This is a genomic window from Kitasatospora sp. NPDC059146, assembly GCF_042786665.1.
Classification (GTDB): domain Bacteria; phylum Actinomycetota; class Actinomycetes; order Streptomycetales; family Streptomycetaceae; genus Kitasatospora.
In genome coordinates this window covers 1-24653 of the sequence record NZ_JBHZCY010000017.1, presented here as the reverse complement: position 1 = coordinate 24653, position 24653 = coordinate 1, and the positions used below count along the sequence as shown (strand labels likewise).

Genomic DNA, 24653 nt, shown 5'->3' with positions numbered 1-24653 from the left:
CGGTGACACCCGGTCACTTCGCCGACCGGTCCACTCACTGGTCGGTCGGCTCCTCCCAGTAGTCCAGAGCGGGCAGGCGTATCCAGACGTCGGCGGGCCCGGTGACGGCTCGGGCGTCAGCGGGGTGCAGGCCGGCGAAGGCACAGGCGTAGGCGATCGCCTTGTAGTGGTAGAGGTACCCGGTGAGGACCTCCTCGGGGGTGTGACCGGGGAGGGGCCCGCCGCCGGGGTGGAGGTCCCAGTCCTCCGTGACGCCGTCGCGGTGGATGCCGCCCTGGTTCCCGCTCTTGGGATTGGCGTACATGCCGTAGCCGAAGGTGCCGGCCGTCAGCCGGGCCATGACGCCCGGGGTGGACGGGGTGTAGCCCCAGGGCTGGGTGACGATGCAGCCGCCGGGCACGGTCGTGACGCCGACCAGGAGCAGGCTGTCGTCCTGGTCGTGGTCGTACGGGTCGTCGAGGAAGTCCGCCATGAACTCCTCGCCCACCGGCTCGCCGGAGAGCCGCCGGACCGCCTCGGCGGCGTCGATGCCGGCCACGCAGGCGAGGCCGGTGCCCCCGTAGTGGAAGTCGCCGAGGTTCGCGAGGAGTCGGCGGGCGTTCCGGGCGGTGGCCTGCTCGGCCGCCGTCAGCCCGGGCTCCCCGGCCGGGACGGGGAACAGGTCGGGGACCGGACCGGCCAGCGCGAGCCGACCGGGCGACCAGCCGCCGAGCTGGGGGCGCCAGGGATCGGCCCCGGCGGCGGCCAGGGCGCGGGCGTTGTCCGGCCGGCCGGCGAGGACGGCCTCCCACAGCGCCGTGGTCCCGTCCTGCGGCGCGTCCACGTCCGCCACCCGGGCGGCGAGTTCGGTGATCACCTCGGGGGACCCGTAGGACGCGGCCCGGTGCAGGGGCCGCTGGCCGAAGCCCCAGTCCTCCGGGTCGGCGCCCGTGGCGAGGCGCGCGCGGATCTCCTCGGCGTCCCGCCAGCTGTCCCAGGTCACACCCGTCCAGCCCTTCATCGTGCCTCCTGTGCTCTGTGCCCTGTGCCCTGGGCCCTGTGTCCGTGCGTCCGGTTGTCGGCGGCCACTCTGTCCGGTGGCTGCCGGTTGCTGCTCCGTACACGGAAGCACACGGGTCCGACAATGCGGCAGGCCGGGCCCCAACCCCCGGCCCGCCCCCGCCCCGCCCGCGGACGCGGCTGCGCCGCGGTCCGTCCCCCTCGACGGATCGCGGCGCAGCGGTTCTGGGGGTGTCAGGCAGGGTGGCCCGGGTGGGTCACAGCTGCTGCCAGAGGGCGGGGACGATCGGCGGTTCCCAGCCGACCTGGGCGGTGTGGCCCTGGATGCAGCGGTAGCTGACGCCGTTGTAGGTGACGACGTCGCCGGCCTGGTAGGTGGTGCCGGGGGTCCAGGCGTTGCCGGGGTCGGGGGTTCCGCTGCCGACGACCAGGGTGAAGCTGGTGGTGTGGGTGGCGGAGCCGGTTCCGGTGACGGTGATGCTGTAGGTGCCGGCCGCCGTGTTGGTGGCGGTGGCGACGGTCATGGTGGCGGAGGCGCCGGACTGGACGGAGGAGGGGTTGAAGGAGACGGTGACGCCGGCCGGGGCGCCGGAGGCGGTCAGGTTGACCGTCTGGGCGGAGCCGGAGGTGGTGGCGGTGGCGACGGTGGCCGTGGCGGAGGCGCCGGGCTTGACCGTGGCGGTGGCCGGGTTCACCGAGACGGAGAAGTCGTTGGCCGGGGTGGTGCCGCCGACCGAGGTCTTCCAGATGGTGTAGGCCACGCCGTTGGCGTTGCGCTTGAGCACGGTGGCGTCGACGTTGGAGGTGGTGTCGCAGGACTGGTGGTAGCAGGAGTCGTAGGACTGCCCGGCCGAGCCGCCCCACTTGGCGGCCTGCGCGGAGGTCTTGACGGCGCTGGCGCCGGCCGCGTAGCCGGAGGTCGGGACCCCGGCCTGCTGGAAGGAGTAGTCGTCGGAGCGGCCCACGCCCTCGACGTTCTCCTCGGGCTGGAGGTTGAGCGAGTCCCAGTAGGCCTTCATCGGCGCGGAGGCCGCGGCGGTGAGGTTGTTGATGAAGTAGCCGGCGTTGGGCGAGCCGACCATGTCGAAGTTGTAGTAGGCCTTGATCGCGGAGCGCTGGGTGGAGCCCAGCTGGCCGACGTAGTACTGGGAGCCCTGGAGGCCCTGCTCCTCACCGGTCCACCAGGCGAAGCGGACGTGCCGGGTGAGGGTGGGGTTCTGCTGGGCGAGCGCGAGGGCGTTCTCCAGCAGGACGGCGGAGCCGGAGCCGTTGTCGTTGATGCCGGGGCCGGCCGAGACGCTGTCCAGGTGGGCGCCGAGCATGGTGACCTGGTCGGACGGGCCGCCGGGCCAGTCGGCGACCAGGTTGTTGGACTGGTAGGTGCAGGACGTGCAGGTCTGCTCGCTGACCTGGAAGCCGGCCGCCTGGAGCTTGCCCTTGATGTACGCCAGGGACTGGCTGTGGCCGGCGCTGCCCGCCCGGCGGTTGCCGCCGTTCTGGTTGGCGATGGTGTTCAGCTGGGCCAGGTCGGCCTGGATCTTGGCCACGTCGATGTCCGGCGCGGGGCCGCCGGGCGTGCCGCCGCCGCCGACGGTCAGGGTGTACTGGGCGGTGTGGGTGGCCGCGCCGGCGGTGCCGGTCACGGTGATTACGTAGGTGCCGGCGGGGGCGCCGGAGGAGGCGGCCAGGGTCAGCGTCGCGGACCCGCCGGTCTGCACGGAGGACGGGCTGACCGTCGCGGTGACCCCGGTCGGGGCGCCGGTGGCCGTCAGGTTGACGGTCTGCGCGGTGCCGGAGGTGACGGCGGTGGAGACCGTCGCGGTGGTCGACGAGCCGGGTTGGACGGAGCCGGCGGCCGGGCCGAGCGCGAGCGAGAAGTCGTTGTTGCCGGACGGCGTGCAGGTCGGGTCACCGCTCTGCGCGGGCACGCTGACGGCGTCCCAGGCGGCCTTGGTGCGGTTGAAGAAGGTGCAGCTCGGGTCGAGGTTCTTGGCCGCGGTCAGGGTGGTGGTGCGGTACCGCTTGTAGGTCATGCCGCTGGTCTTGAGCAGCATGCCGCCGTACCAGACCTGGCCGGCCTGCTTGACGCCGATGCCGGTGACGCTGGAGTTGTTGCAGGTCGGGCTGGTGGGCTTGCCGCCGCCCGGGTTGGAGCCGTTGGACAGCAGGTAGAACCAGTGGTTCAGCGGTCCGGCGGCCGCGTGCACCTCGGTGCTCGGGATCGAGGAGGAGTAGCAGTTCGGGTCGTTGTTGACCAGCGAGGGCTGGTAGAGGTTGCGGATCGGGCCCTGGCCGACCAGGTTGATCACGCGGCCGACCTGGTAGTCGGGGTAGTCGTACGGCGCGGGCTCGTTGTTGTACTCCTTGGTGAGCGCGCCGAAGATGTCGCCGGTGCCCTCGCCGAGGCCGTTCTCGTTGTTGGCGCCGCCGGGGGTGTACTGGTCGATGCCGTGGCCGAACTCGTGGCCGACGACGTCCTGGGCGGCTATCCACTCGCCGGCCTGGTTGTGGCCGATCGAGACGGAGCTGCCGTCCCAGTAGGCGTTGACGTCGTTGAGGCCCATCTTGATCGGCCAGCTGCCGCCGTTGCCGTCGTGGCCGTTGCGGCCGAGCCAGTCGCGGAGCATGTCCCATTCCTTCTGGGCCGCCCACATGGCGTCGCCGCAGCCGGTCTCCCGGCTGGACGGGTTGCCGTTGCCCCAGGAGTCGGAGGACTTGGTGAACACCTGGCCGGTGTCGTTGTCGGAGCAGGACAGGCCGGGCCGGCTCGGGTCGCGCAGCGCGTACGAGCCGCCGGAGTTGGTGGTGCTGATGGTCAGCGGGCCGGGGCCGTTCCACTTGCTGTTGACGGTGCCGGCCTCGACGTCGTCGTAGCTGTCGACGACCTCGCCGGTGGCGGCGTCGACGAAGACGTGCAGGTGGCTGGGCGCGGTCTCGGTGCGGCCCTTGAGCACGGTCTCCCAGGCGAGCCGGCCGGCGCCGTCCTTGACCCGGACGACCAGGCGGCGGGACTCGACCTGGTCGACGACCGGCAGCTTGGTCCGCGCGGTCTTCTCCGCGTTCGCCGCGCTGATCTGCGGGGTGATGGAGCCGCCGACCGGCCCGGTGGCGGCCGACTGGAGGCCGCGCACGGTGCCCTTGCCGTCGGCGAGCACCACGGCGTCGCCGCCGACCACGGGCAGGCCGCGGTAACTGCGCTCGTACGAGACCGAGTAGAGGCCGTTCAGCCAGGGGGTGACGGCCTTGCGCTCGTAGGTCTCGCCCGGTCCCTTGGCCAGGGCGTCGGTGCCGGCCGCGGCGGCCGCGTCGGCGGCGTTCACGGCGGCGGCCAGGGCGCTGGGCGGCGCGGGGGAGGGGGTGGGCGCGGCGGTGGCCGCCCCGGCGGTGGCGCCGATCAGGCCGGCCAGTACGGTCAGGGTGGTCGCCGTGGTGAGCAACCGTCCTGGGGAAACTCTGCGTTGCATCGAGGCTCCTCGCGAGTGGGGGTCCTCGACCGCGGACGGGAAAGGCTGGTGGGCGCACCGCGGGCCGCTTCTGGGGGACGGCCGTGCGGGCCGTCCGCGCTCGGGTGCCCGAACACTCACATGGCGTCATGCCCGGGTCAATGGCTGGTGCAGGCTCTGCATAGGGTTGGCAAATTCCGTCAAGGTGCGGCTGCCGTTTCGCGTCAAGCTGGGCTTTCCTCTCAGTGGTTGAGACCACCTCATGTACGGGAGGGGAGCCATCGAGTACCGTCCTCCTCGTCGGACTCGTCCCAGGGCCCCGCGTCGGGGGCGTACAGGGGGAGGACAGCCGTGCACCGGAACCGTTCGGCCCCGGCCTCGCCACCGGACGTCCAGCAGGCGGGCGCCTGGAGGGAGTTCGGCGCCCGGCTGCGGCACTGGCGGCGCCGGGCCGGACTCACCCAGGCGCAGCTCGGCGCGGGGATCGGCTACGACCACACCGCGGTCAGCAAGATCGAGCACGGCTCCCGCCGGGTCGCCCCCAGGATGGCCGAGCGGATCGACGAACTCCTCAATGCGGGAGGGGAGTTGGTGGCCGCCTGCCTGCGCGCCGAGACCGCCGGACTGCCGCTGTCGGCCCCCTTCGCCCCCGGCCTGCTCCGGCCGCCGCTACCCGGCGGGGTGCCGGACGGGGTGCCGGTCGGGCCCGGGTCCGCCGCCGTGCCCACTCCCGTCGAACCGGTCCTGCTCGCCCCGGCCCGGCTGCCGGACTACGGACTGCTCTGCCCGCTGCACGACGCCGAGGGCTGCGCCGTCCCGCCGCCGGGGGAACTCGCGCTCCTGTGCGAGGAGTTCCGTGCCGCCGACCCGGCCACCGCGCCGCCGCTGGACGCCGCCACCGCGCACGCCCTGGCCGGGCTGCTCGCCGCCCAGCTGCGGGCCGGCGAGACCGGCGCCCTGGCCGGGCTGGTCGCCGCCGTCGAACGCACCCTGCACGTGGTGCTCGCCCGGCTGGCCGTCGCCCCCGCCGCCCAGCGCCGCCCGCTGGCCCGGCTGGCCGCCGAACACGCCCACGCCGCCGGGGCCCTGCGGATGCAGGGCGGCCGCAACGCCACCGCCATGGCCTGCTTCGACCGGGCGCTCACCTGGGCCGGGCTGGCCGGGGACCGGGCCACCCAGGTCGGCACGCTCAGCGACCTCAGCATCCTGGCCCGGCTGGACGGCGACCCGGTGGCCGCGCTCGGCTACGCCCGGGAGATCGACCGGGTCGCGCCCGGGCGGCCCTGGGCCGGGGCGATGGGCCGGATCAGCCGGGCCCGGGCCCGGGCCCTGACCGGGGACGTGCGCGGCACCGTCCGCGACATCGCGCTGGCCCGGGCGCACCTGGAGCACATCGACGCCCGGGACGAGGCGGACGTGCCGTGGCTGTCCATCGCCTCGATGCGGCTGCGGGTGGAGTCCGCCGCGGCCGCCGCGCTGCGCGACCTCGCCGCCGCGGTGGACGATCCCCGGCTGGCCCGGCGGGCGCTGGCGGCCACCGAGACCGCGCTCGGCCTGCTCGGGCCGACCCAGCTGCCGTCCAGTCGGCTGCTGTTCACCGTTCGGGCGGCCGACTGCCACGCCTGCGCGCACGATCCGCGCACGGCCGTGGACCTGCTGGCGCCCGCCCTGGAGTCGGTGCCGGTGGCCGCGCTGCCCGCGCTGGTCGGCCACGAGTTGCGCGGCCTGCGTGAGCGCCTCGCGCGGTACGGGCCGCGGACCGCCGACCGGTTGGCGGAGCTGGCCGGCTCCTGAGCCCCCGCCGGCCCGCTCTCGGACGCTCCTGTCGGCCCCTGATCGCCCGCTCCCGCCGGACCCCGGCCCCCGGCCCGTCGGCCCCCGACGTGCGGTGGGCGTCGGAGGGGGCGTGGGCGCCGGACCGTACGGGAATCGCGCGCGCCGCGCTCCGGCCTGACCCGACCCACCCTCGAATGCGCCCTCTTCACGCCGCCGATTTGTCAACTTCGTGTGCGGATCTTCCTCCGATCGGGTTATTCATGGCGTTAACACGTCGAATGACTGACCCCGCCTGCGCCTCCCGCTAGAGTCTCTGACGTTTCCATTCGTTAGTCCGCGAAGAACTAGGGGGAGCGTGCTGTCAGCCATCGCACGCCGGCTCGCCCATCCGCTGCTGCTCCTGGGGGTGCTGTGCACTGCCGTCGCGACACTGTGCTTCCACTGGGCGCCCGACCAGGTCTCCCCGCTCGTGCTGATCGCCGTCATCTGCTACCTGGCGGTGCTGGAGCGGGTGATCCCGTACCGGACCGACTGGCACCCGAGCGGGCGTGAACTGCGTTGGTACGGCGTGTACTTCGTGCTGAGCATGGTGGGCGGCGGGCTGGCCCAGGGGCTGGTGACCACCTTGGTGGTGGCGCTCGGTCCGGCCCGTCCGGCGCTGCCGTTCGCGCTGGAGATCCCGCTCGCCCTGCTGATCGGCTCGCTCGGGGACTACCTGGTGCACCGCTGGTCGCACCGCAACCGCTGGCTCTGGCGACTGCACGGCGTGCACCACGTGCCGGACAAGGTGAACGTCGCCAACAACGGCGTCAACCATTTCCTGGACGTGCTGTTCGCCCAGTCCGTGGTCCAACTCCTGCTGGCGATGATCGGATTCTCGGCGGATTCGGTGTTCGTGGTCGGAATATTCGTGATGGCGCAGGGGTATTTCGTTCACGCCAACATCGACGTCCGGATCGGCTGGCTCGGCCACGTCCTGGCCGGCCCGGAACTCCACCGCCTGCACCACAGCACCGACCTCGCCGAAGCCGGCCACTACGCCTCCGACCTGTCGCTGTGGGACCACGTGTTCGGGAGCTTCACCTGGCGGCCCGGGCGGATCCCGGAAGCGGTCGGCCTCACCGACCCGGCCGCGTTCCCGACCACCGGAGAGCTCGGCGCCACCCTGCTGCACCCCTGGCGCCGGATGAAGACCACCGAGCAGTCCGCCTGACCCCAACGGCCCCCCGCGTCACCGCTCGTCGACCTCCCGCCCCGTTCCCACCCGCCCCCGTTCCCGCCCCGTTCCGACCCGCCCCCGTTCCGACCGGTCCCCGGGCAGCCGCCCCGCCCGTGCCCCGTGCCGTCCCCGCCACCACCCTCGGATTGGACCATGACCACCTCGCCCTTCGCCGTGCCCTGCGAACGGATCGCGATCACCGGCATCGGCTGCCGCCTGCCGGGACACGCCAACGACCACCGGACCTACTGGCGCAACCTGATCGAGGGCCGGGACTGTCTCACCGACACCCCCGCCGACCGGTACGACACCGGCACCCTGGGCAGCCGTGACCGTGCCAAGCCGGGGCGGCTGATCGGCGGCCGGGGCGGCTACATCGACGGCTTCGACACCTTCGACCCGGCCTTCTTCGGGATCAGCCCCCGCGAGGCCGCCCACATGGACCCGCAGCAGCGCAAGCTCCTGGAGGTGAGCTGGGAGGCGCTGGAGGACGGCGGGCTGCGCCCCGGCGCGCTGGCCGGGCGGGACGTCGGCGTCTACATGGGCGCCTTCACGCTGGACTGGAAGATCCTCCAGTTCGCCGACCTGGACTTCACCACCATCGCCGCGCACACCGCCACCGGCACCATGATGACGATGGTGTCCAACCGGATCTCGCACTGCTTCGACTTCCGCGGCCCCAGCGTCTCGATCGACACCGCGTGCAGCTCCTCCCTGGTCGCGGTCCACCTGGCCTGCCAGAGCCTGCTCCGCGGCGAGACCGAACTCGCCCTGGCCGGCGGCGCCCTGCTGCACATGGCGCCGCAGTACACGATCGCCGAGACCAAGGGCGGCTTCCTCTCCGCCGACGGCCGCTCGCGCGCCTTCGACGCCGCCGCCGACGGCTACGTGCGGGCCGAGGGGGTCGGTGTGGTGGTGCTCAAGCGGCTCTCCGACGCGCTGCGCGACGGCGACCCGGTGCACGCCGTGATCCTCGGCAGCGGCGTCAACCAGGACGGCCGCACCAACGGCATCACCGTCCCCAGCGCGGACGCCCAGGCCGCCCTGATCGAACGGGTCTGCGCCGGAGCCGGGGTGCTGCCCGGCAGCCTCCAGTACGTCGAGGCGCACGGCACCTCCACCCCGGTCGGCGACCCGATCGAGGCGGCCGCGCTCGGCCGGGTGCTCGGCATCGGGCGCCGCGAGGGGGAGCGCTGCTACGTCGGCTCGGTGAAGACCAACATCGGGCACACCGAGGCCGCCGCCGGGGTCGCCGGACTGATCAAGACCGCGCTCGCCCTGCGGCACCGCCGGATCCCGCCGCACCTCAACCTGGAGCGGCCCAACCCGGCCATCGACCTGGCCGCGCTGCCCTTCGACATCCCGACCGCCCCGGTCGACTGGCCCGAGCACCAGGGGCCGGCCCGGGCCGGCGTCAACTCCTTCGGCTTCGGCGGCACCAACGCCCACGTCCTGCTGGAGGAACCGCCGCCGCCCGCCCCGGTCGCCCCTGCCCGGCGACCGGCCGTCACGGTGCTGCCGCTGAGCACCCGGGACGCCGCCGGACTGCCCGAACTCGCCGCCGCCGTACGGCAGGAGATCGCCGCCGGGACCTGCCCGGCGGACCTCGGCCACACCCTGGCGCACCGCCGCGAGCACCTGCCCGAGCGGCTCGCCGTGGTGCACACCGGGCCCGCCGACCTGGCCGAGGCGCTGGCCGCCCACGAACGCGGCGAGGACCACCCCCGGGTCGTCCGGGGCCTGGCCCGGGAGCGTCAACAGCGCCGACTGGCCTGGGTGTTCACCGGCATGGGCCCGCAGTGGTGGGGGATGGGCCGGGGCCTGTACGAGAGCGAGCCGGTCTACCGGGAGGCCGTCCGGGCCGTGGACGCCGAGATCCGCGCCCAGGCCGGCTGGTCCCTGCTGGACGAACTCGGCCGGGACGAGGCCGACTCCCGGATGGCCGCGACCTGGCTCGCCCAGCCCGCCAACTTCGCCGTCCAGCTGGGGCTCTCGGCGCTCTGGCGCAGCCACGGCGTGCACCCCGACGCGGTGGTGGGCCACAGCACCGGGGAGGTCGCCGCCTTCCACGAGGCCGGGGTCTACGACCTGGCCGACGCCGTCCGGGTGGTGCTCGCCCGCAGCTCGCTCCAGCAGCGGCTGGCCGGGACGGGCTCGATGCTCGCCGTCGGCCTGCCGGAGGCCGAGGCGGAGCGCCGGATCCGCCCGTACCGCGACCGGGTCTCGCTCGGCGCCGTCAACAGCCCCTCCGCGGTGACCCTCGCCGGGGACACCGAGGCGCTGCGCGAACTCGCCGCCGCGCTCGAAGGGCAGGGCGTCTTCGCCCGCCTCCTGGACGTCGAAGTGCCCTACCACAGCGTGCGGATGGACCCGATCCGGGCCGAACTCACCGCCGCCCTGGCCGGGATCAGGCCGCAGCGGGCCCGGCTGCCGCTCCACCTCACCGCCCGCGAGGGGCTCGCCCTGGGGCCCGAGCTGGACGCCGGGTACTGGTGGCACAACGTCCGCCACCCGGTGCGCTTCCGGGCCGCCGTCGAGCGGATGGCCGAGGACGGGCACCGGCTCTTCCTGGAGATCGGCCCGCACCCCGTGCTCGGCCACGCGATCCGCGAGTGCGCCGAGCAGGCGCACACCCTGCCGTCGATCCGCCGGCAGCAGGACGAACCCGAGCGCGTCGCCCGGACCCTGGCCGAACTCCACACCCTCGGCGTCGAGTTGGACTGGCACGCGCTGCACCCGGCCGGGCGCCCGGTGCCGCTGCCCGGCTACCCGTGGCGGCGCGAGCGCCACTGGACCGAGCCGAAGCCGGTCGAGCAGGTCCGGCTCGGGCAGCTCGACCACCCGCTGCTCGGCCGCCGCACCGCCGCCGCCCAGCCCACCTGGACCACCGCGCTCGACCCCGAGCGGCTGCCCTACCTGGACGACCACCGGATCGAGGGCCGGGCGGTCTTCCCCGCCGCCGGGTACCTGGAGATGGCCGCCCAGGCCGTCCGCGCGCTGACCGGCGGCAGCCAGGTCGTGCTGGCCGAGGTCGAACTGCACCGGGCGCTGTTCCTCTCCGACACCGAACCCGTGCCCGTCCAGCTCGGCTACGCCCCCGAGGAGGCCCGCTTCACAATCGCCGCCACCCCGGCCGGCGGCGAACCCACCGTGCACGCCGGCGGCCGGGTCCGCACCGGCCAGCGCCGCTCCTACGGCCCCGCCGCCGACCTCGACGCGCTGCGCGAACGCGGGCAGCACCTCGACGGCCCGGACTGCTACCGGCGGCTGGCCGAGCGCGGCTACGACTACGGGCCGGCCTTCCGCGCCGTCGCCGAGGTCTGGGCCGGGCCCGGCGAGGCGCTCGCCCGGATCCGCCCCACCGAGCGGCTCGGCCCCGGCGCCGCCGACCACCACCTCCACCCGGTGCTGCTCGACGCCTGCTTCCAGACCCTGCTCACCACCCGGCTGCACGCTCCCGGGGACGGCAGCGTCCGGCTGCCCGTCTCGATCGAGGAGGTCCGGCTCGACGCCATCGGCGACCGCCCGATCTGGGCGCACGCCACCGTCATCCGGGAGAGCACCGAGGAACTCGTCGGCGACCTCGCCCTGTACGCCGAGGACGGCACCCCGCTCGGGCGGATCACCGGCTTCAAGGTCGCCGACGTCGCCCGGGCGGCCGCCTCGGTCGGCCTGGCCACCATCGACGGCTGGCTCACCGAACTCGCCTGGCAGGACGCCCCGGCCGCGCCGCACGACGCCCCCACCGGCGACCTGCTGCTGTTCGCCGACGCCGGCGGCCTCGCCGAACGGCTGGCCGCCCTGGCCGCCGGGCGCGGCGCCCGCTGCCACCTCGTCCGGCCCGGCCCCTCGTACGCCACCGGGGACGGCGGGACGACCGTACGGCCCGACTCCGCCAAGGACCTCCAGCGGCTGTTCGCCGAGCTGGACCCGGCCCACCGGACCGTCGTCCACCTGTGGAACCTCGACCTGCCCGCCCTGGACGCCCTCGACCCCGGCGACCCCGGGCAGCTCGACCGGCTCGCCACCCACGGCGCCTACTCGCTGATCACCCTCGCCCGGGCGCTGGCCGCCGCCCGCCCCGACGGCCGGCTGCACATCGTCACCCGCGGCACCCAGGCCACCGGCCCGCAGGACCGGGTCGAACCGCTCGGCGCCCCCGCCTGGGGCATCGGCCGGGTGCTCTGGCAACAGGAACTCGTCGCCCAGCGCGGCAGCCTGATCGACCTGGACCCGGCCCGGCCGGCCGCCGACCAGGCCGCGGCCCTGCTCGCCGAACTCGCCGACCCGGCCGCCGCCCGCCCGGGCGACCACGCGGGCGACCACCCGGGCGACCGCCCCGCCGACGCCGAACAGGAACTCGCCCTGCGGGCCGGCCGCCGGCTCACCAGTCGGCTGCGCCCCGCCGAGGGCCTCACCCGGCCGCTGCCGCCGGTGCTGCGCCCGGACGGCTGCTACCTGGTCACCGGCGGGCTCGGCGCGCTCGGCCGGCTGCTCTGCCGCACCCTGGTGCGGCGCGGCGCCCGGCGGCTGGTCCTGGTCGGCCGCACCGCCCTGCCGCCGCGCGCCGACTGGCACGCCGTCGACCCCGCGACACCCGCCGGGGAGCGGATCGCCTTCCTGCGCGAACTGGAGGCGCTCGGCGCCGAACCGCTGCTCGCCACCGTGGACGTCACCGACGGACCGGCCCTCGCGGCCTGGCTCGCCGACCACCGCCGCCGCCAACTCCCGCCCATCCGCGGGGTGTTCCACCTCGCCGGACAGGTCAGGGACACCCTGCTGGCGCAGATGGACCGGCCCGCCTTCGACGCCGGGTACGCCCCCAAGGTGGCCGGCGCCCACCTGCTGCACCGGCTGCTCGCCGACGAACCGCTCGACCACTTCGTGCTGTTCGCCTCCGTCGCCTCGCTGCTCACCACCGCCGGACAGACCAACTACGCGGCCGGCAACGCCTTCCTGGACGCCCTCGCCCACCACCGCCGGGCCCAGGGCCGGCCCGCGCTCAGCCTGGACTGGGGCCCCTGGGCCACCGGCATGATCGAGGAACTCGGCCTGGTCGCCCACTACCGCGACGCCCGCGGCATGAGCTCGCTGCCCCCCGAGGCCGGCACCGCCGTCCTGGAACGCGTCCTCGGGCAGGACCGTGCCCAGCTGCTGGTCGCCACCGTCGTCGACTGGCCCACCTTCCTCGCCTGGTACCCCGCCCCGCCGCCGCTGGTCGCCGAGCTCGCGGCCGGCGCCGCCGCACAGGCCCCGGCCGAGACCGGCGGCTTCCTGGACGGCTACCGCGCCGCCGACCCGCAGGCCCGCCGACAGCTGGTCGCCGAACGGTTCGGCGCGGCCGCCGCCGCCGTGCTGCGCACCGCCGTCGAGCGGATCACCCCGGACACCAGACTCGGCGCCCACGGCCTGGACTCGCTGCTCGCCATGGAGCTGCGGGCCCGGGTGCACGGCGAACTCGGCGTCGCCCTCCCGGTGGTGGCGCTGCTCAGCAACGGCAGCGTGGCCGACCTGGTCGAGCTGCTCACCGCCGGCCTGGACTCGCTGCTCGCCGCCGAGGGCGGCCCGCAGCAGGCCGAGGTCGAACTCCACACCGACGAGGCCCGCTACCCGCTCACCCACAACCAGCAGGCCCTGTGGTTCCTGCGCCAGCTCCACCCGGACGGCTTCGCGTACAACATCGGCGGCGCGGTCGAGGTGCGCGCCGAACTCGACCCGGAGCTGATGTTCACCGCCTTCGCCCACCTGGTCGCCCGGCACCCCGGACTGCGCGCGGCCTTCACCGCCGAGCAGGGCCGCCCCGTCCAGCGGATCCGCGCCGAAGCCGTCGCCGACACCGCGCTGTTCGACGTCGAGGGCCGCCCCTGGAAGGAGATCCACGCGCTGATCGTCCGCGAGTACCGCCGGCCGTACGACCTGGCCGAGGACCCGCTGGTGCGGCTGCGGCTGTTCCGGCGCGGCCCGGACCGCTGGGTGCTGATGAAGGCCGTGCACCACATCGTCTCGGACGCGATCTCCACCTTCACCTTCATCGAGGAGCTGTTCGAGGTCTACCAGGCGCTGCGCCGCGGCCGCACCCCCGAACTGCCCCCGGTGGCCGCCCGCTACCTGGACTTCCTCAACCACCAGAACCGCTTCCTGGCCGGGCCGCAGGCGCAGCGGATGCTCGACTACTGGCGCGGCCACCTGCCCGCCGGGATGCCGGTGCTGGCCCTGCCCACCGACAAGCCCCGCCCGGCCGTGCAGACCCACAACGGGGCCTCCGAGTTCTTCCGGATCGACGAGGAACTGACCGCCCGGGTGCACGAGCTGGCCCGGGCGAACGGCGCCACCCCGTTCATGGTGCTGCTCGGCGCCTACTACCTGCTGCTGCACCGGTGGTCCGGCCAGCCGGACATCGTGGTCGGCAGTCCCGTCACCGGCCGCACCCAGGAGGAGTTCGCCTCCGTCTACGGCTACTTCGTCAACCCACTGCCGCTGCACGTGAGCCTGGCCGGGGAGCCGACCGTCACCGAACTGCTGGCCCGGGTGCGGGAGAGCGTCCTCGGCGGGCTGGACAACCAGGAGTACCCCTTCCCGCTGCTGGTCGAGCGGCTCGGCCTCCAGCACGACCCGAGCCGCTCCGCGGTGTTCCAGGCGATGTTCATCCTGCTCACCCACAAGGTCGCCGTGGAGCGCTTCGGCTACCGCCTGGAGTACATCGAACTTCCCGAGGAGGAGGGGCAGTTCGACCTCACCCTGTCCGCCTACGAGGACCGCGCGGACAACTGCTTCCACTGCGTGTTCAAGTACAACTCCGACCTCTTCGAACCCGGCACCGTCCAGCGCCTCGCCGCCCACTACCGCAATCTGCTGGACGCCATGACCCGGGCCCCGGCGGGCGAGCCGGTCGGCCGGCTGCGGATCCTGGACGAGGCCGAACGGCGGCTCGTGCTGGAGGAGTTCAGCGGCGCCGGACGGCGGATCGACCACGACGTGCCGCTGCCCGAGCTGATCGCCAAGGCCGCCGCCGAGCACCCGGAGGCCGTAGCGGTGGTCGTCCCCGGCCGGGACGGCGTCCGGCGGCTGAGCTACGGAGAACTGGACCGGCGCTCCCAGCGCGCCGCCGCCCGGCTGCGCGAACTCGGCGCCGGTGAGGGCTCGGTGGTCGCGGTCTGCCTGGACAAGTCACCCGAGCTGGTCACCACCCTGCTGGCGGTCTGGCGGGCCGGCGCCGCCTACCTGCCGCTCGACCCCGGGCACCCGGCCGACCGGCTGGCGCACCAGCTGGCCGACGCCTGCGCGACCCTGGTCGTGGTCGACGAACGGCACCGGGAGGCGGCCGACCTGCCCGCCCGGCCGGTCACCCCGGCCGACCTGGACCGGCCCGCGGCCGCCGCCGGGCCGCTGCCCGCCGCCGACCCGGACCGGCCCGCGTACCTGATCCACACCTCCGGCTCCACCGGGCGGCCCAAGGGCGTCCTGGTCCAGCACCGCCAGCTGGCCGCCGCCACGGCGGGCTGGCGGGCCGAGTACCGCCTGGACACCGAGGCCCGGGTGCACCTCCAGATGGCCGGCACCGCCTTCGACGTGTTCACCGGCGACCTCGCCCGGGCCCTCGGCACCGGCGGCACGCTCGTCCTGGTCGACCGCGAGCTGCTCTTCGACACCGCCCGGCTGTACCGGGTGATGCGCGAAGAGGCCGTGGACTGCGGCGAGTTCGTCCCCGCCGTGGCCCGCGCCCTGCTGGCGCACTGCGAACGCGACGGCCTGCGGCTGGACTTCCTGCGGCTGCTGGTGGTCGGCTCCGACTCCTGGAAGGCCGCCGAACACCACCGGCTGCGCGCCCTGTGCGGCCCGGCCACCCGGCTGGTCAACTCCTACGGCCTGACCGAGGCCACCGTGGACAGCAGCTACTACGAGGGTGACGCCGAGGAACTGGAACCCGGCCGGATGGTCCCGATCGGGCGGCCCTTCCCGAACAGCGCGCTGTACGTCCTGGACCGCTACGGCGAGCCCGTCCCGGCCGGGGTGCCCGGCGAACTGTGGATCGGCGGCGCGGGCGTCGCGGCCGGCTACCCGAACGACCCGGCCCAGACCGAGCAGCGGTTCCGGGTCATGGACCTGGACGGCACGCCCCGGCGGCTCTACCGCACCGGCGACCTCGGCCGCTGGGACACCGCCGGCACCGCCCACCTGCTCGGCCGGATCGACAACCAGGTCAAGGTGCGCGGCCACCGGATCGAGCCGGGCGAGATCGAGGCCCACCTCACCGCCCGGCCCGAGGTCGCCGAGGCCTGCGTGACGGTCCGCCGGGACGGCGCGGGCGAACCCGCCCTGGCCGCCTACCTGGTGCCCGCCGAGGGCGTCACGCTGGACCGCCGCGAACTGCGCCGCCACCTCGCCGAGCACCTGCCCACCGTGATGATCCCCTCCTACCTCACCGCACTGCCCGCCCTGCCGCTCACCCCGAACGGCAAGGTCGACCTCGCCGCCCTGCCCGAGCCCGCCGCCGACACCGGCGGCGCGCGCCACGAACCGCCCGTCACCCTCTACGAGCAGCGGGTCGCCGCCCACTGGCAGCAGCTGCTCGGGGTGCCCGAAGTCGGCCTCCAGCACGACTTCTTCGAGCTCGGCGGCAGCTCCATCCGACTGATCGAGCTGATCCACCACCTCCGGACCGAGTTCAACATCAGCATCCCGGTCGGCCTGCTGTTCAAGGTCACCACCCTGCACGGCATGGCCCGCACCGTCGAGCAGATCATCACCGGCGAGGTGGCCGGCGGGCAGCCCCACCTGTGGTTCAACACCGAAGCGCCCGAGGGCCGTACGGTCTTCTGCTTCCCGCCCGCGGGCGGCCACGGACTGGTCTACCGGCAGCTCGCCGCCGCCCTGCCCGGCCACCGGATCGCCGCCTTCAACTACCTGACCGGCGACGACAAGACCGAGCGCTACGCCGACCTCGTCGAGGAACTGCACCCGGCCGGACCGTACCGGCTGCTCGGCTACTCGCTCGGCGGCAATCTCGCCTTCGAGGTGGCCAAGGAGCTGGAGCGGCGCGGGCGCGCGGTCGAATCGGTACTGCTGGTGGACGCCTACCGGGTCCTGGACGCCTTCGACCTGGGGGAGGAGCACGTGGCCGTGTTCGAGCGGGAGCTCCAGGACCACCTGCACCGCCACACCGGCTCCCGGATCGTCGCCCAGGAGACCCTGCACCAGGCCAGGGACTACCTGGAGTTCTGCAGCAGGACCCCCAACACCGGCACCGTCCGGGCCCGGCTGGACGTGGTCTGCGAGCGCGACCGGCTCGCCGTCCACACCGGCGGCGAACCCGGCTCCTGGCACGGCGCCTCCACCACCGGAACCGCCGTGCACGCCGGGCACGGCAGCCACGCCGAGATGCTGGACGGCGAGTTCGCCGCCCGCAACGCCGAACTGGCCGCCACCGTCCTGGCGGGAGGCACCGCCGATGGCCGCCGCTGACCGCGGGCCGCACTGGCCCCGCCGGGGGCGGACCGCCGCAGGCCCGCCCCGGGTGATCGTGATCGGGGCCGGCCTGGCCGGCCTCGCCACCGGCTGCTACGCGCAGATGAGCGGGCTGGAGACCCGGATCCTGGAGAAGCACGTGCTGCCCGGCGGCTGCTGCACCGCGTGGTCCCGGCAGGGCTACCTCTTCGACTACTGCATCGACTGGCTGATCGGCACCGCCGAGGGCACCGGCGCCCACCAGGTCTGGAGCGAACTCGGCGCCCTGGACGGCAAGTCGGTGACCCACTTCGACACCTTCAACCGGGTCGTCGACGAACACGGCCGGGCCGTCACCTTCCACACCGACCCGGACCGGCTGGAGGCCCACCTGCTGGCCCTCGCCCCCGGCGACGCCGCGCCGATCCGCGCCTTCTGCCGCGACCTGCGCCGCTTCGTCGCCCTCGACCTGCCCTGGGACCTCACCCCGCCGCCGCTGCGCAGCACCGCCGAACGGCTGCGCACCCTGCGCACCGTGCTGCCCGCCTTCCGGCTGTTCTGGCGCACCGCGGCCACCCCGATGAGCCGCTTCGCCGAACGCTTCCAGGACCCCTTGCTGCGCCGGGCCTTCCCCACCATGTTCCTCCAGGAGCCGGCCGGCTTCCCGCTGCTGCCCTACCTCTACACCCTGGCGGCCGCCCACACCGGCAACGCGGGCTTCCCGCAGGGCGGTTCGCTCGGGCTGGCCCGCTCGGTGGAGCAGCGGTACACCCGGCTCGGCGGAGTGATCGACTACCGCTGCCGGGTGGACCGGATCCTGATCGAGGACGACCGCGCCGTCGGCGTCGAACTGCGCGACGGCACCCGGTACTTCGCCGACCACGTGGTGGCCGCCTGCGACGGGCCGACGGTGCTGGACCGGCTGCTGCGCGGCCGCTACTCCAGCCCCGTCACCGACCGGCTGTACGGCGAGCTGCTGGAGAAGCCCGGCAACCTCTACCCGGCGGTGGTCTCCGCCTTCGTCGGGCTGGACGGGCCGCTGCCGGCGGGCGAACTGCACTGCACCACCTACCTGTTGGGCCCGGCCGACGCCGCCCGGCTGCCCGGCTCGCTCCAGCAGAGCCTGGTGGTGCAGCTGCGCTCGAACTACGCGGAGGGCTTCGCCCCGCCCGGCAAGTCCGTCCTGCACTGCACCTACTTCAGCGACTACCTGTCCTGGAAGGAGCTGCGCAACCGCGACCGCCGCGCCTACCGGGCACGCAAGCAGGAAGTCGCCGCGTTCGTCCGGGAGTTCCTGGACCGCCTCCACCCCGGGATCGGCGCCCGGATCGAACTGGTCGACGTCGCCTCGCCGGTGACCACCGAGCGGTTCACCGGCAACACCCGCGGCAGCATCCTCGCCTGGCAGGCCTTCTCCGAGGCCGAGGACACCGCCAACCGCCTGGTCAACCGGGACCGGATGCGACTGCCCGGCCTCGCCGGCTTCTCCATGGCCGGCCAGTGGGCCTCGCTGGGCGGACTGATCCGGGCCGCCACCAGCGGCCGGTACGCCGCCCAGTACCTCTGCCAGGAACTCGGCCGACCGTTCCGGGCCTGGCCCAGCGAGGACCGCGAACCCTGGCACCCGGGCAAGTGGGGCCGGCTGCCGCAACTCGACCGGGCCACCGTCGGAGCACCGGACCGGGGAGCGGGCGAATGAGCGGCAGGCAGAGCGTGGTCATCATCGGCGGCGGCCTCGGCGGCCTGTCCACCGGCTGCTACGCGCAGATGAACGGCTACCGCAGCCAGGTCCTGGAGATGCACGAACTGCCCGGCGGCTGCTGCACCGCCTGGGACCGCGGCGAGTTCACCTTCGACTGCTGCGTCAGCTGGCTGCTGGGCAGCGGTCCGGGCAACGAGATGCACCGGATCTGGCTCGAACTCGGCGCCCTCCAGGGCAAGCGGATGCGCAACTTCGACGTGTTCAACGTGGTGCGCACCCGGGACGGCCGGGCGGTGCGCTTCTACTCCGACCCGGACCGGCTGGAAGCCCACCTGCTGGACCTCGCGCCCGAGGACGCCCGGCAGATCCGGCAGTTCTGCGCGGGCCTGCGCAAGTTCCGCCTGGCGCTGACCCGTTACCCCTTCCTCAAGCCGGTCGGGCTGATGGGCCGGTGGGAGCGCTGGCGGATGCTCGCCTCCTTCCTGCCGTACGTCAACGTGATCCGGCGCTCCATCTCGGTGCTGATGAGCGACTACTCGGCGCGGTTCCGCAGCCCGCTGCTGCGCGAGGCGTTCAACTTCGTGCTGTACGAGAAGCACCCCAACTTCCCGGTGCTGCCGACGTACTTCCAACTCGCCTCGCACGCCGGGCAGTCCGCCGGGGTGCCGGAGGGCGGCTCGCTGGGGCTGGCGCGCTCGGTCGAGCAGCGCTACCGGCGGCTCGGCGGGGAGATCACGTACAACGCCAAGGTCACCGAGATCCTGGTCGAGCGGGACACCGCCGTCGGGGTGCGGCTGAGCGACGGGCGGGAGGTGCGGGCGGACGTCGTGGTGGCCGCCTGCGACGGCCGCACCACCATGCTCGACCTGCTCAAGGGCCGCTACCTGAACGACACCTACCGCCGGCTGTACACGAAGACGCTGACCGAGCCGGGCATGGTCTTCCCCGGCTACCTCACCGTCTTCCTCGGCCTGCGCACGCCGTTCCCGGCGGGCGACCCGTGCAGCACCTACCTGCTGGAGGAGGAGTTCGCGGCGCGGCTCACCGGCATCCGGCACCCCAGCATCAACATCCAGTTCCGCAGCCGGCACTACCCCGAGCTGTCGCCCGCCGGGACCACCGTCGTCTACGCCAGCTACTTCTGCGACATCGCGCCCTGGCGGGCCCTGAGCACCGGCCCCGAGCAGGCCGTCCGGCAGCGGCGCGGCGAGGAGCTGCACACCCTGCCGGTCGGCCGGGGCCGGGAGTACCAGCGGGAGAAGCGCCGGGTGCGGGACGCCGTCATCGAGTTCCTGGACGGCCACCACCCCGGGCTGCGGGAGGCGGTGGCCGTCAAGGACGTCTCCACCCCGCTCACCCAGGTCCGCTACACCGGCAACTACGACGGCACGGTGCTCGGCTGGCAGCCCTTCGTGGAGGGCGGGGAGACCCTGGAGGAGGAGATCAAGCGCAACGGCCCCGGGCTGCCCGGCCTGGCCAACTTCTACCTCTCCGGCGTCTGGGCGACCACCGGCGGGCTGATCCGCGCGGCCGCCGCCGGTCGGCACGTCGTCCAGTTCATCTGCCGCGACGACGGCCGGCCGTTCACCGCGGAGGTGGACGACCACGCTCCGCCGCCCACCCTGATCACCGACCCGGTCGGCCCCGACGACCGGCAGTTTGGAGTCACCTCGTGAGCCAGTCCGTGAACGAATCCGTGAGGACCGCGGCGTCCGTGCTGACCGCCGGGAAGGTGCGGATCGAGAAGTGGGTCGTCCGCGCGCACGTGGACGGGGTGCCGGACGTCGACCGGATGTACGAGAAGGTCGTCGAGGAGGTGGACGTCCGGCTCGCCGAGGACGAGATGCTGCTGCGCACGCGCTGGGTGTCGGTCGACCCGTACCTCCAGGGCATCGCGCTGGACACCCCGGTCGGCGACCACATGGGCGCCGACTCGATCATGGAGGTGGTGCGGGCCGGACCCGCCGCGCGGTTCGCCGTCGGGGACCTGGTGCAGGGCTTCGGCGGCTGGCGCAGCCACGTGATCGGCAACGGCGCGTCCTGGCTCTGGCAGACCGGCACCTTCCCGATGGTCTTCCCGGCCTTCCGGCGGCTGGACCGCGCCGACTACGACGAGCAGCTGCCGGTCACCACCGCGCTCGGCCTGCTCGGCGGCCCCGGGATGGCCGCCTGGGGGACGGTGGAGAAGTTCCTGGACGTGCGCCCCGGGCTGACGGTGCTGGTCAGCGGGGCCAGCGGCGCGGTCGGCTCGGTGGTCGGCCAGCTCGCCCGGCACCGCGGCGCCCGGGTGATCGGCACCACCGCGACCCCGGCGAAGGCCGCCCGGCTACGGGAGCTGGGCTTCGACGCGGTGCTGGAGTACCGCGACGGGGACGACCCGGAGCGGCTGGCCAAGGAACTCGCCCAGCTCGCCCCGGACGGCATCGACCGCTACTTCGACAGCCTCGGCGGCACGCTCACCGACACCGTCTTCGGGATGCTCTCGGTGGACAGCCGGGTCGCGGTCTGCTGGCAGTGGGGCAGCCAGGTCGGCGGGGCCTGGGCGGGCCCCCGGCTGCTGCCGATGATCATGTTCCCGCGCACCGTGATCCGCGGCATCTTCGCGCTGGAGTGGTTCACCGAGGAGAACTGGGCCGCGCTGCGCCGGGACCTCGGCGCCCTGGTCCGCAGCGGGGAACTGCGCTACCAGCAGACCGTCCACCGGGGCTTCGACAGCATCCCGGCCGCCTACCGCAGCCTGTACGTCGACCGCTCGGCGAGCCGGGGGAAGGTGCTGGTCGAGCTGTGAGCGGAGCCGGAAGGGCCCCTCGGCCTGGCGGGGCCGAGGGGCCGGTCTGCGGGGTCGGGGGTGCAGGCCTGACGGCCTGCGGGCCCCGGGTCAGCCCAGGGTGAACCAGGTGCTGCGGGACTTCTTCCACTCCGGGTGGGTGAGGTCCTTGGCGTCCGTGCCGTCGCCGTAGAGGTCGGCGGAGCCGTTGTCGGTGATCAGCTGGACGCGAGCGCCCGGGGCGTCGAGGTCCGGCAGGTCCGGGGCGGCCTCCCAGGCGCCGGCGTCGCTGGTGGGCAGGTCGAGCAGCTTGACCGGCTTGGAGCCCGGCCGGCCGTCCCAGCGGTAGAGCGCGTACGGGGCGGAGTTGTCCTCGGCCGCCCAGGAGCCCGCCACGATCACGTACTGGCCGAGGGCGTTGCGGCGCAGGTCGCGGACGGACAGCCCGCCGAGGTCCAGCTCGATCGGCTCGCCGATGGTCGCGTGGGTGCCCGAACCGTCGAACAGGGACGAGAAGTTGGTGACCGGCACGAGCAGGGCCCGGCCGCCGGTGACTGCCGGGGTGAGCGGGGCGCGGAAGCCGACGTACGCGGTGGTGGAGCTGCCCGGGGCGAACTCCAGGCCCTCGACGTTGAACCCGTCGACCTGCTTGGGCGCCTGGCCCTCGGCGGCGCCGGCCGCGAAGCCGTAGCGGTCGCCGTGGGCGCTGTCCCAGGCGATCAGGTCGTCGCGCAGCCCCTGGTAGGAGCCGGTCAGGGACAGCTGGGTGTCGGCGCCGGAGCCGGTCACCCTGGTGGTGAACAGGGTGTGCCGGTCGGGCTTGACCTTGCCGTCCTTGTTGTTGCCCAGCGAGCCCGTCCAGTAGACCGTGTCGCCGACCCGTGCGGCGGCCTCGATGTCGATCTCCTTGCTGACGCCGAGCGCCGAGCTGAAGTCCCAGCTGCGCACCGGGGCACCGGAGTTGTTGCGGTCGTAGAGCCGCAGGGTGTTGGACTCGTCGTCGCCGACCAGGACGTAGCCGCCGCCCGCGTCCACGGCGGCCGAGGCGTCGCTGGAACCGGTCAGGTAGCGGCTCGCGGCGGAGTTGCGGACGGCGGCCGAGGCGGCGTAGTGCAGGGTCCGGGTGGCGGTCTTGCCGCCCAGGCCGGTCACCTTGACGGTCAGGTCGGTGTAGCCGACGCCCTGGGCGGTGACCGCCAGGGTGCGGGTGGCGCCGCCGCCGGTCACCGTCACGTCGCCGGTCCGGGCCACCGAGGCCTTGGTGCTGGCCGAGGCCGCGACCGTCAGCGCCGAGGCGGGGGCGCCGCTCTGGGCGACCGTGACGCCCACCGTCGGGTCGCCGGTGGCGCCCACCGCGCCGGACAGGTACCCGGCCGAGAAGGTGATCGTCGGAGTGCCGTACGAGGCGGCCGCGGAGAGCACCGCCGGGAGGGCGAGCACCGGGACCGCCGCGACGGCGACGGCCAGCGGCAGCAGACGGCGGGGGGAAAGGAGCACGGGACTACCCTTCGACGCGGGGGAGTTGGTGCGGGGACGGTGGGGCGGAGCAAGCCTGCTGTGCGTGGGCGAACGCCGACCCTACGTCAGCGAACGTCCCGACGAACAGCAGGCTTCCGGCCTTGCTCGTCCGGACTTCGTGCCGCGCCCGCTAGCCGGTGATCCCGGCGGTGCGCAGCCGGCGCTCGACCTCCTCCCAGGTCGGGGTGACCGGGGCGGTCGGGCGGCTGCCCATGCCCTTGTCCTTGAACCCGCTGGAGGTGGAGACGCAGACCACCGGACCGTCCGCCGGGGCCTCGGCGCCGAGGCTGCGCAGCCCCGCCAGGCCGGCCGCCGCGGACAGCTCGGCCCACAGCCCGGCCCGGGACAGCTCCCGCTGGGCATCGGCGAGTTGGCGGTCGTCGACGGTCAGCGCGGCGCCGCCGCTCCCGTTCACCGCCAGCACGCCCCGGTAGCCGCTCACCGGGGAGGCGATCGAGTACGCGTTGCTCCGGCCGACCGTCACGTGCGCGGCCGGGGCGCCCTCGGCGATCGCCCGGTGCAGCGGGCCGGAGGCCGCCGACTCGCAGGCGTGGATCCGCGGCACCCGGTCGGCCAGGCCCAGCCGGCGCAGCTCGGTGAAGCCCTTCCAGACGCCGTACAGCAGTTCGCCGTACCCGGTGGGGACGAACACCGCGCTCGGCACGCCGACGTCCTGGAAGATCTCGTACGCGACGGTCTTGTAGCCCTCGGGGCCGAAGGCGTGGCCGGTGTGGGTGGTCGTCAGGTTGCTGACCGGGTGCAGGCCGAAGCGCTTCACCACCTGGCGCAGCAGCGGCCAGCGGGACTCCCACGGGACGGGCAGCACCACGGCGCCGTAGGCGTTGAGGAAGGCGTCCACGGCGGGCGGGGTGTCCGGGCCGGTGAACACCACGCAGGGCAGCCCGGCGCGGGCGGCGTACGCGGCGGCCGAGGCGCCGTGGTTGCCCGAGGAGGCCACCGCGATGCCGGGCGCGCCGACGCCGACGGCGGCGCTGGTGGTGCAGCGGTTCAGCCGGTCCTTGTGGCTCCAGGTCGGGTTGCGGGACTCGTCCTTGACGTACACGCCCGGCCCGAGCTCCACCAGCGGGGTGGCGCCCTCGCCGAGGCCGGGGGCGAGCAGCGGGGGCAGCAGCGGGGCCCAGCGCTCCAGGCCGGCGCGGGCCCGCACGGGCGCGAACAGGGCGGCCGGGTCGGCCTTGTCGTAGGCGTAGTCGACCTCGACGGGGTAGGAGACGTCCTCCGTGCTGGTGCGCGGGCAGCCCGAGGTCAGCGGGGGCCAGAGGGGGTAGTCGAGGGTGGGGTCGCCGAGCGAGCGCTGGCCGGTTGCGAGGGAGTCGGAGGTTGCCATGTAAGTAGCCTAGGTGGGCTTCGGGTGCTACCGGGCGGGTTTTTGAATCTTGTTCGGCGGGGGACACTGACGGGGATGTCCGAGGATGTCCGAGGACGGACAACGGGCGGAGCGAGGGGAGCGGGATGGACAGCGGGATACGGGCGATGGTCGACGCGGTCGACGAGGCGCGGCGGCAGCTGCGGGAGAACGCGCTGCCGAAGGCGAAGGACCGGGGGCGGGACAAGGTCCCGGCGGTGGAGGCCGCCGTGATGCTCGGGGAGCTCGCCGACCTGGTGGAGGTCACGGGGGAGCTGGCGGCGGCCCTCTCCGACCGGATGGCCACGCACGAGAGCCCCGAGTTCTACCGGCTGGCGGGAGTCCGGCTCAGGGACGAGGCGGGCCACCTGCGGGAGGCCGAGCAGAGGGTCGCCAAGCGGGTCGGCTGAGGGGGCGAG

Annotated in this window: 11 protein-coding genes; 7 read left to right on the top strand and 4 right to left on the bottom strand. The window is 74.2% G+C overall.

What is annotated here, in order from left to right; translation table 11 throughout:
- Positions 1-34: 34 nt before the first annotated feature.
- Both ACFXPX_RS10330 and ACFXPX_RS10325 read right to left on the bottom strand, forming a co-directional pair.
- The gene (locus ACFXPX_RS10330) at positions 35-1000 is read right to left on the bottom strand and encodes an ankyrin repeat domain-containing protein (protein ID WP_380529273.1); all 966 of its coding nucleotides are present in this window, start codon (positions 998-1000) and stop codon (positions 35-37) included.
- A 256-nt stretch (positions 1001-1256) separates the two neighbouring features.
- Positions 1257-4463: a M28 family peptidase gene (locus ACFXPX_RS10325; protein ID WP_380640498.1), complete on the bottom strand. Its 3207-nt coding sequence runs from the start codon at positions 4461-4463 to the stop codon at positions 1257-1259.
- 330 nt (positions 4464-4793) lie between these two features.
- On the opposite strand from ACFXPX_RS10325, the gene ACFXPX_RS10320 reads away from it, so the two are divergent.
- The 6 genes from ACFXPX_RS10320 to ACFXPX_RS10295 all read left to right on the top strand — a co-directional run bounded on the left by ACFXPX_RS10320 (position 4794) and on the right by ACFXPX_RS10295 (position 21371).
- Positions 4794-6236: a helix-turn-helix domain-containing protein gene (locus ACFXPX_RS10320; RefSeq protein WP_380529277.1), complete on the top strand. Its 1443-nt coding sequence runs from the start codon at positions 4794-4796 to the stop codon at positions 6234-6236.
- A gap of 337 nt (positions 6237-6573) precedes the next feature.
- Positions 6574-7431 (top strand): sterol desaturase family protein, encoded by an 858-nt coding sequence (locus tag ACFXPX_RS10315; protein WP_380640496.1) that lies wholly within the window; start codon positions 6574-6576, stop codon positions 7429-7431.
- A gap of 159 nt (positions 7432-7590) precedes the next feature.
- Positions 7591-16899: an amino acid adenylation domain-containing protein gene (locus ACFXPX_RS10310; protein WP_380640495.1), complete on the top strand. Its 9309-nt coding sequence runs from the start codon at positions 7591-7593 to the stop codon at positions 16897-16899.
- The gene (locus ACFXPX_RS10305) at positions 16886-18580 is read left to right on the top strand and encodes a phytoene desaturase family protein (protein WP_380640493.1); all 1695 of its coding nucleotides are present in this window, start codon (positions 16886-16888) and stop codon (positions 18578-18580) included. The genes ACFXPX_RS10310 and ACFXPX_RS10305 overlap by 14 nt, the downstream gene beginning before the upstream one ends.
- Positions 18577-20259 carry a phytoene desaturase family protein gene (locus tag ACFXPX_RS10300; protein WP_380640491.1) on the top strand — a complete coding sequence of 561 codons (1683 nt, stop codon included), beginning with the start codon at positions 18577-18579 and terminating at the stop codon, positions 20257-20259. The genes ACFXPX_RS10305 and ACFXPX_RS10300 overlap by 4 nt, the downstream gene beginning before the upstream one ends.
- Positions 20260-20315: 56 nt before the next feature.
- On the top strand, positions 20316-21371 hold the full coding sequence (locus ACFXPX_RS10295) for a zinc-binding dehydrogenase (protein ID WP_375894453.1): 1056 nt from the start codon (positions 20316-20318) through the stop codon (positions 21369-21371).
- 90 nt (positions 21372-21461) lie between these two features.
- Here the strand turns inward: ACFXPX_RS10295 and ACFXPX_RS10290 are convergent, their stop codons facing one another.
- Positions 21462-22847, bottom strand: a complete 1386-nt coding sequence (locus tag ACFXPX_RS10290) for a hypothetical protein (protein ID WP_380640489.1) — start codon at positions 22845-22847, stop codon at positions 21462-21464.
- 151 nt (positions 22848-22998) lie between these two features.
- The gene (locus tag ACFXPX_RS10285; protein WP_380640487.1) at positions 22999-24216 is read right to left on the bottom strand and encodes a pyridoxal-phosphate dependent enzyme; all 1218 of its coding nucleotides are present in this window, start codon (positions 24214-24216) and stop codon (positions 22999-23001) included.
- Between the two features lie 125 nt (positions 24217-24341).
- Here ACFXPX_RS10285 and ACFXPX_RS10280 point away from each other — a divergent pair, with 125 nt between their 5' ends.
- Positions 24342-24644 carry a hypothetical protein gene (locus tag ACFXPX_RS10280; protein ID WP_380529286.1) on the top strand — a complete coding sequence of 101 codons (303 nt, stop codon included), beginning with the start codon at positions 24342-24344 and terminating at the stop codon, positions 24642-24644.
- The last annotated feature ends 9 nt before the right edge of the window (positions 24645-24653 follow it).